Genomic DNA, 13,042 nt, shown 5'->3' on the forward strand with positions numbered 1-13,042 from the left:
TGGTCGCCGGCGTAAACGACCGGTTTGTGTAACGCACCGTGAGAGGCGCGGGGCAATTGGAGGAAAGCAATGAAGACCATCGCTAAACTGCTCTGCGGCGTCGCACTCGCGGCCGCCGCCATCGCGCCCGCATCGGCCAAGGACCTCAACAAGGTCGGCATCTCGGTCGGCCTGCTCGGCAACCCCTTCTTCGTCGCCACCATCAAGGGCATCGAGGACGCAGCCAAGAAGATCAACCCGAAGGTCGAGGTAACCTCAGTGTCGGCCGACTACGACCTCAACAAGCAGGTCTCTCAGGTCGATTCCTTCATCGCCGCCGGGGTCGACGTGATCATGCTCAATGCGGTCGATGCCAAGGCGATCGGCCCGGCGGTGAAGAAGGCGCAAGCAGCGGGCATCGTCGTTGCCGCCTTCGACGTCTCGGCGCCAGGCGCCGACGTCACCGTGATGACCAACAACGTCAAGGCCGGCGAAGAGGCCTGCCAGTATCTGGTCGACCACACCGGCGGCAAGGGCGACTACGTTATCCTCAACGGCCCGGCGTCGTCGTCGATCCTGGAGCGGGTGAAGGGCTGCAAGGACGTCCTTGCAAAACACCCCGACATCAAGATCCTCTCCGACGACCAGAATGCCGAAGGCTCGCGCGACGGCGGCCTGAAGGTCTTCCAGTCGCTGCTCACCCGCTTCGACAAGATCGATGCGGTGTTTGCCATCAACGATCCGACGGCGATCGGCGCCCAGCTTGCGGCCAAGCAGCTCAATCGCTCGGAGTTCATCTTCACCGCAGTGGATGGCGCTCCCGATATCGAGAAGGAACTCGCTTCCGGCACCTCGATGATCAAGGCCTCGGCTTCGCAGGATCCCTACGTGATGGCTGGCCAGTCGCTGACGATGGCGGCTGAGCTGCTTGCCGGCAAGAAGCCGGCGGAGCCGACCGTGCTGCTCGACCCGAAGCTGATCACGGCCGAGAACCTGAAAGACTACAAGGGCTGGACCGCAGCCCGCTAAGCCTCCCAAGGCCGATGCGGCCGGGGCAACCCGGCCGCAGCTCAATTCCAGAAACGGGAGACGATCATGTCGCGCATCGGTATTCATTCCTTCGTCTGGTCGGCGAGTTCGGCGCAAGGCGACCTCGAACGCACGCTGGCCAACACCAGAGAGGCCGGCTTCGACCTGATCGAGTTCTCCTATCTTGACCCGGCCAATGTCGACGTTGGCGGGTTGGCCAGGCGCATCGCCGACCTCAAGCTCGGCGTCGCGATCAGCATCGGCCTGCCGGCCGACGGCGACATTTCGAGTGCCGACAAGGCGGTTGCCGCGCGCGGCGTCGAGATCCTCAACGAGACGATCGCGCTCACCCGCGATCTCGGCGGCCAGAAGATTGGCGGCATCCTCAGCACCAGCCACGGCTTGCAGACGCAGGCGCCGACGCGCGATCAGTGGAACCGCAGCGCGGGGACACTTGCGAAGGTTGCGGAGACGGCCAAGGCAGCCGGCGTCACGCTCAATCTGGAGATCGTCAACCGCTTCGAAAGCAATCTGCTCAACACCGCTTCACAAGGCCTGGCCTTCATCGCGGACACCGGCTCCGACAACATCTTCCTGCATCTCGATACCTTCCACATGAACATCGAGGAGGCCGATGTCGGACTGGCTATCCGCCATGCCGCTGACAAGATCGGCTATGTCCATATCGGCGAGAGCCATCGCGGTTTCCTCGGCACCGGTAATATCGACTTTGCCGCCATCTTCGATGCGCTGACCGCAATCGGCTATAGGGACGACCTCAGCTTTGAATCCTTCTCGTCGAAGATCGTCGACGAGAACCTCTCACGGAAGACCGCGATCTGGCGCAATCTGTGGGCCGACAATATGGAACTGGCCCGGCATGCGCGCGCCTTCATCTCAATCGGGCTGGAGACGGCGCAGCGCAAGGCAGAGCTTGTCGCATCGAGACATCGTCCTTAGCAGGAGCGCGCTGCCAAAGCGCCAATGTTGTCGTTCATCCGGCCCGCGCGTTACGTGCAAGGAATCGACGTCGGAGGCGCTGAGTGTGGCGGAGGCAGTCGAGCGGGGTGACGCTGACGAGAGCTTTCTGATTTTGGCTCACGAAACGCAATAAAATCAACATCTTCATACGCCCTCCGGGGCCATCCGATCTCCATACTGGACGGGGATGACGTTTGACACAGCGCGGCGGAAGGAAGCAGGATGGCTGATAGAGTCGACATCGCATAATGATGTCACTATATAGCGGCGGCTTCGACCGTGTAGCTGTGGCGGTGTACCACGAAGCAGCAGAAAATGTGTTACGCGTTGTGATCCCTATTGTGATACAAATCGGCCGTCGACAGCAGGAAAAGATCGTAAGAACAATAGCATAGAGCCGAAGCCGATCCCGGCCAACGTACCACTCTATCAAACAATCAGAACGTGCTCATTGAACCCTTCCCTTCATTCGGCTCTTCGGACCTCCGACAAGATCAACTTGCCGGGCGAAGCCGATTCGGTTCGAATGGCAGCATGCATCCTTTACCGGGTGCGGACGTTTACGGTTACCAACCGGCATAGCCGCCAGGGAAAAGCAGTATGAGTGAACATGCGATCGAGTTCTTGCGCGGATGGATCGGTGAAAAGGTCCACTGCCAGCACTCGCCGGTAAAGATCGAGAAGCAGGCCGAGACCCTCGCCAAGGAGTGCGCGGCCAAGGCCGCTGAGGTCGGCATTCCGCTGGAAGATATCCAGGAAGAAGTCGGCGACATCCAGGAACTGATCGCATCGCGGCTCGAAGAGGCGGCCGAGGCCGACCAGAGCAACGCGGCCAAACCGTGACGCAACAGGCCTGGTGCCGCCAGGCCTTGTCCTCTATCCAAATCGATCTTTCAGCCAGGCCTTCGGCAGCGCCGGCACGAAATTGCCGTCGCGTCCGCTCATATCCTCATTGGCGACCATTGCATTGAGGATCGCCTCCTCTACGCCTTGCGCCACCGCATCGAAGAACGGATCGATATCGACGTCCGGGATGTAAGCGACGTTTGCGGTTCGTCCCGATGGTGCAAGTGCTGCTTGCGGATTGGCGGTGGTGAAGGCCAGAAAAATGTCGCCCGAACTGTGGTACCCGAAGCCGCCTGTCATGGCGATGCCGAGCGGCACGCGCTTTGCCAGCCGCTTCATCTGGTGCGGCAGAAATGGCGCATCGGTGGCGACGATGGCGATGATCGAGCCCTTTTCGGCACGCGGCGTGCCTTCGCGCATCGCCGGCTCTACCAGATCGGGCCCGACGCGGGCGCCGCGCAGTGTGAAATTGCGCCGCTTGCCGAAATTCGCCTGCACGAATACGCCGACCGTATGCCTGATGCCCTGCCACTCGACGATGCGCGATGCCGTGCCCGAGCCGGCCTTGAAGCCAAAGGCAATCATGCCGGTGCCGCCGCCGACACTGCCTTCCTCGATCGCTCCACCGGCGGCACCGTCGAGCGCGGCTTCGACATGTTCGAAGCCGACGTGATGACCGTTGATGTCGTTGAGGAAACCATCATAGGTCTCCGCCGCAACCGGCAGGTCCCAGCCGCTGTCGAGCGCCGCCGACAGCACGCGTTGCATCCAGCGCAGCGTGCCGTCGCGGGTAACGCCGCAGGAATGCGTGTTGGTGATCGTGACCGGCAGGTTGAAGGCGCCGACTTCCTCGATAATGTGCGACCCCGTCAACTCGCCATTGCCGTTCTGGCTGAAGACACCGGCAAACACCGGCGTGGCGAGCTCAGCCAACGGCCGCGGCAGGATGGCGGTGACGCCGGTGCGCACCGGCCCCGTGCCAACCTTGAGCAGACCCTCGCCGGAAATCAGCGTCGCATAGCCGACCGATACGCCGAGCACATCGGTGATGGCGTTGAAGCCGCCCGGCGTGCCCTCGAAGGCAATGCCGAAAGCACGCGCGCGCGGCTTGCCCGCCGGCGTTTGAAGATGCGGGTCATGTCCGGTCATGCGGTCCTCTAAAAAAGCGAGCCCTGATTGCCCGGCTCTTTCGGTTTGCTGGCCGTCGGCTTTGCAGCGGGTTTGCTGGCGGGCGGCGTGGCCGCTGGTTTGGCAACGGCCTGCACCCGCTCGGCGTCGCCGGTCGCGACTGCATTTACGATGCCGTCGGCGAACTCCAGCTGCAGGCCAGCGCCCGGCGCCACATCAACTGCCAGTTTGATCACCGCGCCGTCGGCATCCTTGACCAGCGCGAAGCCGCGGGCCAGCACAGCCTTGTGCGACAGCGTTGCCATCAGCCTCTCGGATTGGACGATGCGGCCGCGCAGTCGCTCCAGCCTGAGCAGTACCGCTTGCGTGCCGCGTCTCGTCAAAGCTGTCAGCAGATCCCTCTGCACGGTTTGCCGCCGTGCCGTTGGCTCGATCGTAATGCGGCCTTGCAGCAAAGCCAGTTGCTGCCTGTGCCGTTGCAGGGATGCTTTCGCACATTTTGGCAACTGATCCGCCGCACGATTCAACTCCGCGCGCCGGGCTCTCGCCAATGCGCGCAGCGCCCCTTGAGCGCGCAAAAGGTTGCGGTCGTTGGTGCGTCGCGCCTCGGCAATTCGCCGCGACAGCGTTGCCGGAGTGAGCTTCACGGCGAAGAACCGAGCTTGCTTTCTTTCGGTGGAGACCATCAGCCCCCGGCTAAGCCGGCTGGCCGCCTCGTCCAGCCGCCGTCGCGGCAGCGCCAGCAACTGGTCGGGCGAGGGCAGCGCGCGGGCGGCCGCACGCGAGGCCTGCCGCTTGCGTTCGAAATTGCGCAAGGTAGCTGCTTTGAGCCGTGCGCCAAGACTGGCTAGTGTCGCTTCGAGGTCCGCTTTCACCGGCACCGCGATCTCCGCCGCACCTGTCGGCGTCGGTGCGCGCATGTCGGCGACGAGGTCGATCAAGGTCCAGTCGGTCTCGTGCCCGACGGCCGAAATCACCGGAATGCGCGAGGCGGCGACGGCGCGCGCCAGCCCTTCATCGTTGAACCCCCAGAGGTCCTCGAGGCTGCCGCCGCCGCGCGCCACGATCAGAAGGTCGGGCTGGGCAATCGCGCCATCCCAGGCCAGCGCGTTGAAGCCGTTGACGGCGGCCGTCACTTCCGCCCCCGCCGTCTCGCCCTGGACTCTTACCGGCCAGACCAGCACATGCAGCGGAAAGCGGTCCTTGATGCGATGGATGATGTCACGGATCACCGATCCGGTCGGCGAGGTGACGACGCCGATGGTGCGCGGCATGAACGGCAGCCGCCGCTTGCGGCCGGCATCGAAAAGTCCTTCGGCCTGCAGTCGCCGCTTGCGCTCTTCCAAAAGCGCCATCAGCGCCCCGGCGCCGGCGGGTTCTAGATTGTCGATGACGATCTGGTAGTTGGATTTGCCGGGATAGGTGGTGAGTTTGCCGGTGGCGATCACCTCCATCCCCTCTTCGGGACGGAATTTCAGCCGGCTCATCGTGCCTTTCCAGACCACGGCATCGAGCCGCGCGCGGTCGTCCTTCAGGGTGAAATAGGCATGGCCGGAAGAGTGCGGCCCGCGATAGCCGGAAATTTCGCCGCGCACCCGCACATGGCCGAAGACATCCTCGACCGTGCGCTTCAGCGCGCCGGAAATCTCGCTCACCGTGTATTCGGTGGCATTGGTTCGTGATTCGGATTCTGCGTCGCTCATCGGCCGATTGAGCGGCTGTTGTCGCTCCGCGTCAAGATTCCATAACTTGATCTTAAGCCTGGCCTGATTGACTCTGGGCCAAGGAGGACGCATGAGCGCCCGCAAACAACGCAGCCCGTTGACGTTCCAGGTCACCCTGACGGTGCTGACGCTTGCCGTTTTTGCACTGGCCATCGTTGTCGGCTTCGGCCTTTACGCCACCATGCAGGCCGACCGGGTCTCGCTCGAGCGGGAGAAGGTTTTCCTTGCCAACGGCCTGCAGGACCAGATCGCCGCGGTAAAGCGCGAGCAGGAAAGCGTCGCCGTCTGGGATGATTCCGTTATAAACGCCAAGGCCGGCAACCAGACCTGGATGGCCGAGAATTTCAGCGTCTGGATGTACTCGTATTACGGCCACAACCGGGTCTATGTGCTGGACAACGCCAACCGGCCGGTCCACGCCATGCGCGAAGGCAAGGTCGTGTCGCCTGCCGTCTTTGGCGAGGACGAACCCGCTTTGCGGCCGACCATCGCCAGGTTGCGCCAGATGATGAGCAAGGACGCAAGCCAGGCCGGCGCAAAATTCGTTGCCGACGATCTGGTCTCGCTTGGCGGTCAGCCTGCCATACTCAGCGTCATGCCTCTGGTGCCGAGTTCGGATCGCGTCACCCAGGCATCCGGCAGCGAATATCTGCATGTCTCCATAGAGTTCATCAACGACGCGGTGATCGGCAAGATCGCGCAGAAATATCTGCTGGCGGGGGCGCATCTCCTGCCGATGGCTCAGCCGCTTGGCTCGGCTGCCATTCCGCTTATCGACAAACAGGGTGTCATCCTCGGCTATATTGCCTGGGACCAGGAACGGCCCGGCCTGACGCTGGTGGGCAAGGCCAGCCCGGCCCTGGCTCTGGCCGCGCTGGTTGCGGCGAGCGTGCTCGCCTTTCTGCTCCGGCGTCTGCGCCGTGCGTCATCGGCGCTGCAGACCAGCCAGGCCCAGGCGCAATATCTCGCCTTTCACGACACGCTCACCGGCCTGCCCAACCGGGCACTGTTCGAGGACAGGCTGCGGCGTGCCTTGCTTACCTCCGGCAATGAAAGCAAGGTCGCGCTGCTTTATCTCGATCTAGATCGCTTCAAGCATGTCAACGACACGCTTGGTCACCCGGCAGGCGACGAACTCGTGCGCCAGACGGCGGCCAGGCTTCAGCATACGGTTCGCGACGTCGACACGGTGGCAAGACTGGGTGGCGACGAATTCGCGGTGATCCTGATCGATGTCCGCGACGTAAGGAACGCCGAGGATATTTCCGAGAGGGTGCTGCAGAAACTGCAGGAGCCGTTCAAGCTGATGGACGATCAGGTCTTTATCAGCGCCAGCATCGGCATAGCCTTGTCGACAGGCCCTGATGCCGACGCAGACGATCTGCTGCGCAAGGCCGACATCGCGCTCTACGAAGCCAAGAAGAACGGCCGTGGCCGCTACCAGGTCTTCGCCGGCGACATGGACGACCTTTTGCTGCGCAAGCGCAAGGTCGAGAGCGAGCTGCGCAGCGCGCTGAATGGCGGCACCGGTATCAAGCTCGCCTACCAGCCGGTCTTTGGCAGCGACGGCAAGACCATTGTCGGCGCCGAGGCGCTGATCCGCTGGGCGCATGAGGTCCATGGCGCATTGCCGGCAGCGCAGTTCATCGCCATCGCCGAGGAACGCGGCATGATCGGGCAGCTCGGCGCATGGGCCCTGCTGGAAGCCTGCCGCTTCGCCGTGAAGACCAAACTGCCGTGGCTCGCCGTCAATGTCTCGCCGCTGCAATTGCGCGACGCCGGCTTTGCCGAAGAGGTTGCCTCGATCCTCGCCGAAACGGGACTGGCGCCGAAGCGCCTGCAGCTCGAGATCACCGAAAACGTTCTCCTGGAAAACAACGACACCACCAGAGCGGCTCTGGCAGCCTTGCGCCAGTCGGGCGTCGGCATTGTGCTCGACGATTTCGGCACCGGCTATTCGTCGCTGAGCTATCTGCGCCGCCATGCCATCGACAAGCTCAAGATCGACCGCTCCTTCGTGCGGCTTCTCGACGGCGACGGCAATTCGGGCGCCATCGTCAAGGCGCTGATCGATCTCGCCGGCGCGCTCAAGGTCGAGGTCACCGCCGAGGGAGTAGAGACCGAGGTGCAAAAGGCGCTGCTGGTCGCCATGGGCTGCCAGCAGCTGCAGGGCTACCTCTTGTCGCCGCCGCTGGAGCCGGCGCAATTGGTGGCGCTGCCCGGCCTGTCGTCGGCCAACGCAACGACGGAAGCGGCAGCGTCGGCCTGATCGTTCCTACCAGCCAGGCAGGATCTGGTTCGGCTTGCTCCGCTTCATCTTGGCGAAGGCGAGCGAGGCAAAATCGAAGCTTCCCGTTTCTTCGCCGAGCGGCACGGAAATATTGTCGAGGCTTTCCGAGATGTGCCGGGCCAGCGCGTCGACGATTTCGGGCCGCGAGGTCTGGCCGCGCATGATGCCGATGCGGCAGTCGGGCAGGGCGCCAAAACCGTCGGCTTCGCCCAGCACCCGCATGCCGGGCCGCAGCGCGCATTCCGGCAGCACCGAGATCGCCAGTCCCGACAGCACCGCGGCGGTGATGACGGTGGCCGAGAAGCTGGTGAACAGGATTCGATAGTCGCGGCTTTGCCGGTCGAGCACATCGACGGCGGCGCGCCGCCAGATGCAGTTCGGCCGGCCGAAGGCCATCGGCAGCACTTCCTGTTCGTGCGTGGCATGGTTGGCCGAGGTCACCCATAGCAGCGGCTCGCGCCGCACCACTTCCGACTGGCCGCGCGTGTCGTTGTGCGTCACCAGCGCAAGATCGAGATTGCCGCGCTTGATATGCTCGACCAAGCCTGGTGTCGGCTCGCAGATGACGGTCAGCTCGACGCGTGGGTTGGAGCGCGTGAAGCGTGCCATGATTTCGGGCAGGAACCGGTCGGCATAGTCGTCGGGGGTGCCGATACGGATGGTGCCTTCGAGCCGCTGATCATCGAAGGCGGCCAGCGTTTCGCGGTTGAGATAGAGCAGGCGGCGCGCGTAGGAGAGCAGCTTGTCGCCTTCCTCGGTCAGCCTGTTGGTGCGGCCGTCCTTTTCGAACAGCGGCTTGCCGATCCGCTCTTCCAGCCGGCGCATCTGCATCGACACCGCCGATTGCGTGCGCAGCACTTCCTCGGCCGCACGGGTGAAGCTGCCGGTATCGGCAATCGAGATGAAGGTCTGCAACTGGTCGAGATCGAGTGGCGCTTTCATCGGTCCAATCCATCACTAGCGTTGATGCTAAAGATTAGAAACATTCGTTGGATTAATCAATCGGTGCGTGGCAAATTCACATTGTCCACATGAAGGCATGTGAACAATTCACATTGTCCACATGAAGGCATGTGAATCGAGACCGGAACGGCCGCTGTCCCCAGCGCCGATCGCCTGGTCTTGTCCAGTTCGAGTCTGAAGGAGACCGACATGACCACGTTTGATTTCGCCACAGAGACCTCGCGCATCACCTCGCGTCCGGCCGTTGCGACGCGCGTGGCCAACACTCTTCTCAATGCCTACCAGGCCTGGAAAAATCGCCGGGCCTTCTATCGCCTCGGCGAGATGTCGGACGCCGAACTCGCCGATATCGGCCTGACGCGCGCGGATCTCCATGTCGCCATCGATGTGCCGTTCGGCGCCGATCCGACCGTGAAGCTGCGTGCGATTGCGAGCGATCGTGCCGATACGATCGAAGATCTCGCCCGCCAGATAGCGTGATATCGGGCGCATTGTTTCGGTTGCCGTGAACCTTTCTCAGGCTCGCTGCGACCAACGAGTATAGCAGGCTCCCCACTCCCTGCCGGTTCCCCGCCGGCCAGCCTGCACACTGGCCCGGTCCTCCTCCAGGACCGGGCTTTTCTTTTAAAGCTCCGTCGTCATCGTGCGGTCTGCGCCGCTCGCTTCGTTCCTTGCTCCGAAGCCGCGAAGGTCAGCGCCCAACTACCGCCAACTACCGCCGGTCCATGTCCCGCTTGAACTGGTCGAAGATCGTTTCCACGCCCTTCTGATAGTCGTCGCGCTGCTGGGCGCCGGTCTCGAACATCTTGCCGAAAATATCGTCGAACGGATTGCGTGGCCTGCCGCTCGGATTGCCCTGCGGTTGCGGCGCCTCGCGCTCCTGCGGTGCCTGTCGCGGCTGGGGTGCTTGCGGCTGCTGCGGCGCCGGCTGCCCACCGGGCAGGCCGAAGCCGCCACCACCGCCTTGCCGCATCATCTCTTCAAAAATCTTGCCCAGCGGGTTGTCGCCGTAAGGGCTCTGCGTCTGTTGCGGCTGTGTTGGCTGCTGCGGCCGGCCCTGCGGTTGCTGTGCCGCGCCACCGCCGAACATGTCCTGCAGCACCTTGCCCAGCGGATTGTCGCCATAGGAGTTGGGCGCCTGTTGCGGCTGGCTTTGCGGCTGTTGGGCGCCGCCGCCGAACATGTCCTGCAGCACTTTGCCCAGCGGGTTCTCACCGTAAGGATTGGGTGCTGGCTGCGGCGCAGGCTGTGCCCCGCCGCCCGCCTGCCGCATCATCTGTTCGATGATCTCGCCGAGCGGATTGCTGCCGCTGCCGAAGCCACCGGCGGCCTGCATCTGACCCCCGGTCAACTGGTTTGTCGTCTGCTTGAACAATCCGCCCATCACCATCGAAGCGATGGCCGGCAGCATCTGCTGCAGGATCTGCTGGCTGACGCCGGTCGCCTGCGCGGCCTGGCTGGCCACCGCGCGCGACAGCTCCTTCGAGCCGAACAGATGACCCAGAATGCCATTGCCCTCATTGACGCCTTGCGGTGAGAAAGCCCTGGTCGCGTCCTCGAAATATTTCGCGTGCTGGCCGCTCGCCATCGCAGTCATGAAGGCGCCTAGCCCATAGGGATCGGCGGTGTTGCGTTGCAACCCTTGCGAGAAGGCCGGCAGCAGAGCGGCGACAGCCGCCTGCGTCTGCTGCATGGAAAGCCCGTACTGCTGGGCAAGCGCCTGCATGCCGTTGCCGTTCTGCGCCTGCGCCAATATGTCGAACAAGGTAGGCATCGGTTTCTCCTCCGGGAAATCCTCGAGGGAGAACCTAGTTCGTTTCGATGTTCGATTGAAGCGGCTTTTGCCGCTGCTCAAGGCGCGACGCTAATACGCATATTCCATGAACACCGGCTCGATCGAGCCGCCCCAGCGCGTGTGGTAGGCCGACAGCATTTCCTCAGCACTGGTGGTACCGCGCGCCACGACTTCGTCCAGCGTGTTGAGGAACGAGGTCTCGTCATAGCCGTCGCGGTTCTTCCTGCCGCGATTTTTCAGCCCAAGGCGCGAAATCGTCATTACATCGCGGCCGATCTCACGCAGCGTCGTGTTGCGGAACGGCGCGGAAATGCCTTGTTCCGGCACCGCATTGCGCATCGCCAGCGTTTCTTCATACGTCCAGCTCGAAGTCAGCGCCTCGGCGGCGTCGAGCGCGGCCTCGTCATAGAGCAGCCCGACCCAGAAGGCCGGCAGTGCGCAGATGCGGCGCCACGGCCCGCCATCGGCGCCGCGCATTTCGAGGAAGCGCTTCAGCCTGACGTCGGGGAACAGCGTCGACAGATGGTTCGCCCAGTCGCCCATGGTCGGCAGTCCGTCTGGTACTTCATTGCGGGCAGCGCCGGCCATGAACCGGCGGAAGGTGATGTGCGTCATGTCGTGATAGTGGCCGTCGCGGATGACGAAATACATCGGCACGTCGAGCGCCCATTCGACATAGTCGGCAAAGCCGAACTCGGGCGAGAAGCAGAATTCGAGCAGGCCCGAGCGCTGGTTGTCGGTGTCGCGCCAGATGTCGCCGCGCCAGCTCTGCAGCCCGTTCGGCCGGCTGTCGGTGAAGGGCGAGTTGGCAAACAGCGCCGTCGACAGTGGCTGCAGCTTCAGCGACACCTGCATCTTGCGGCGCATGTCGGCTTCGCTTTCGAAGTCGAGGTTCACCTGGATGGTGCAGGTGCGATACATCATGTCGAGACCCTTGGTGCCGACCTTGGGCATGTAGCGGGTCATGATTTCGTAGCGCGATTTCGGCATTTTCGGCGTCTCGGCCAGCGACCATTTCGGGCTGCCGCCGAGGCCGAGAAAGCGGATGCCCATCGGCTCGGCGATCTCGCGGACCTGCGCCAGATGCGCATTGCCCTCGCGACAGGTCTGGTGGATCGTTTCCAGCGGCGCGCCCGACAGCTCGAACTGGCCGCCCGGCTCGAGCGAGATCGCGCCCTGGCCGGTCGGCTCGACCAGGCCGATGATGCGGCCGTCATCGATGATCGGGTCCCAGCCGAGCTTTTGCTGCATGCCTTCGAGGATGGCGCGGATGCCGCGCTCGCCGCCATAGGGCACCGGCGCGTTGCCGTCGACATAGAAGGGGAACTTCTCGTGCTCGGTCCCGATGCGCCACTTGTCGCGCGGCTTGTTGCCTTCGGCCAGATGCTCGACCAGTTCGTCGATGCCTTCGATTGGCCGGAAATCGGTTGTGTCGCGCGCCATGGGGCCCCCTCTGCGGCTCTCGGAGCCCGCCGGCGCTAAATGGACGAAATGTCAGCAGCCGATCAAGCGAAAAATCCTGAGCCACAGGTCAACAGGAATTGATCTTTACGCTTCTTACCAGTCTCCGACCGTCGCCTGCATCACCGCAAGCGCCGCTACAGCTGCTGTGTCAGCGCGCAGGATGCGCGGTCCGAGCGGGATGGCAGTGACGAAGGGGAGCGCCCGCAGCATCTTGCGTTCGTCATCGGAAAAGCCGCCTTCCGGCCCGACCAGCAGCGCCAGCTTCCTCTCAGGTATTGCCTGCAATGCCGGCAGCGGGTTGTTGGTCGAGGCATCCTCGTCGCAGAAGATAAGCCGGCGTTCCTTGTCCCAGCCGGAGAGCAGGCGCTCGAATTTCTCGGCCTCGCGCACTTCCGGCACCGCCAGTATGCCGCATTGCTCGGCCGCCTCGACGACATTGGCGCGCAGCCGGTCGATGGAGGGTTTTGCCACTTGCGTGTGCTGGGTGATCACCGGCTGCAGGATGCCGGCGCCCATCTCGACCGCCTTCTGCACGAGATAGTCGAGCCGGCCCTGTTTCAGCGGCGCAAAGCAATAGATCAGGTCAGGCAGGGGCGGTTGCGGTCTCTGCGAGGCCAGCACCTTCAGCCGCACCGCCCTTTTCGACCTGGTGGCAATCGCCGCCGACCACTCGCCGTCGCGGCCGTTGAAGACCAGGATCTCGGCGCCTTCGCCGAGCCGCAGCACATGCGTGAGATAATGGCTCTGCTGCTGGCCGGCATCGAATTCGATGCCTGCCGCGAGGTCGTCCGGCACGAACAGCCGCTGCATCTTGTAATTGGCGCGCATCGCCGAGGAATGGGG

Annotated in this window: 11 protein-coding genes; 5 read left to right on the plus strand and 6 right to left on the minus strand. The window is 63.4% G+C overall.

All coding sequences use genetic code 11. The annotated features are described in order from the left end of the window. The first annotated feature begins 69 nt into the window (after window positions 1–69). The 3 genes from ACYG97_RS28465 (at window position 70) to ACYG97_RS28475 (ending at window position 2,832) form a co-directional block, all read left to right on the plus strand. Entirely contained in the window at window positions 70–1,008 is a 939-nt protein-coding gene (locus ACYG97_RS28465) for an ABC transporter substrate-binding protein (protein ID WP_023670567.1), read from the plus strand. 66 nt (window positions 1,009–1,074) lie between these two features. Then, window positions 1,075–1,968: a sugar phosphate isomerase/epimerase family protein gene (locus ACYG97_RS28470; protein ID WP_023681847.1), complete on the plus strand. Its 894-nt coding sequence runs from the start codon at window positions 1,075–1,077 to the stop codon at window positions 1,966–1,968. Between the two features lie 621 nt (window positions 1,969–2,589). Further along, a complete protein-coding gene (locus ACYG97_RS28475; protein ID WP_023670565.1) occupies window positions 2,590–2,832 on the plus strand; it encodes a DUF768 domain-containing protein in 243 nt (80 codons plus the stop codon). A gap of 33 nt (window positions 2,833–2,865) precedes the next feature. Here the strand turns inward: ACYG97_RS28475 and ACYG97_RS28480 are convergent, their stop codons facing one another. Together ACYG97_RS28480 and xseA are read right to left on the minus strand one after the other, a co-directional pair. Next, entirely contained in the window at window positions 2,866–3,984 is a 1,119-nt protein-coding gene (locus tag ACYG97_RS28480; protein WP_023732350.1) for a DmpA family aminopeptidase, read from the minus strand. A gap of 8 nt (window positions 3,985–3,992) precedes the next feature. Next, a complete protein-coding gene (gene xseA, locus ACYG97_RS28485; RefSeq protein ID WP_023686817.1) occupies window positions 3,993–5,666 on the minus strand; it encodes an exodeoxyribonuclease VII large subunit in 1,674 nt (557 codons plus the stop codon). Between the two features lie 91 nt (window positions 5,667–5,757). Here xseA and ACYG97_RS28490 point away from each other — a divergent pair, with 91 nt between their 5' ends. Further along, window positions 5,758–7,956 carry a bifunctional diguanylate cyclase/phosphodiesterase gene (locus ACYG97_RS28490; RefSeq protein WP_050590352.1) on the plus strand — a complete coding sequence of 733 codons (2,199 nt, stop codon included), beginning with the start codon at window positions 5,758–5,760 and terminating at the stop codon, window positions 7,954–7,956. Between the two features lie 6 nt (window positions 7,957–7,962). Here ACYG97_RS28490 and ACYG97_RS28495 read toward each other — a convergent pair whose 3' ends face one another. Further along, entirely contained in the window at window positions 7,963–8,919 is a 957-nt protein-coding gene (locus tag ACYG97_RS28495; protein ID WP_023670561.1) for a LysR substrate-binding domain-containing protein, read from the minus strand. A 210-nt stretch (window positions 8,920–9,129) separates the two neighbouring features. Here ACYG97_RS28495 and ACYG97_RS28500 point away from each other — a divergent pair, with 210 nt between their 5' ends. Then, the gene (locus tag ACYG97_RS28500; protein WP_023670560.1) at window positions 9,130–9,420 is read left to right on the plus strand and encodes a DUF1127 domain-containing protein; all 291 of its coding nucleotides are present in this window, start codon (window positions 9,130–9,132) and stop codon (window positions 9,418–9,420) included. A gap of 232 nt (window positions 9,421–9,652) precedes the next feature. Here ACYG97_RS28500 and ACYG97_RS28505 read toward each other — a convergent pair whose 3' ends face one another. The 3 genes from ACYG97_RS28505 to ACYG97_RS28515 all read right to left on the minus strand — a co-directional run bounded on the left by ACYG97_RS28505 (window position 9,653) and on the right by ACYG97_RS28515 (window position 13,027). Next, on the minus strand, window positions 9,653–10,714 hold the full coding sequence (locus ACYG97_RS28505) for a DUF937 domain-containing protein (RefSeq protein WP_023732348.1): 1,062 nt from the start codon (window positions 10,712–10,714) through the stop codon (window positions 9,653–9,655). Between the two features lie 90 nt (window positions 10,715–10,804). Next, window positions 10,805–12,178: a glutamate--cysteine ligase gene (locus ACYG97_RS28510; protein ID WP_023732347.1), complete on the minus strand. Its 1,374-nt coding sequence runs from the start codon at window positions 12,176–12,178 to the stop codon at window positions 10,805–10,807. A gap of 114 nt (window positions 12,179–12,292) precedes the next feature. Next, a complete protein-coding gene (locus tag ACYG97_RS28515) occupies window positions 12,293–13,027 on the minus strand; it encodes a 16S rRNA (uracil(1498)-N(3))-methyltransferase (protein ID WP_023715634.1) in 735 nt (244 codons plus the stop codon). Window positions 13,028–13,042: the final 15 nt, after the last annotated feature.

The sequence above is a fragment of the Mesorhizobium sp. W067 genome, assembly GCF_054719525.1.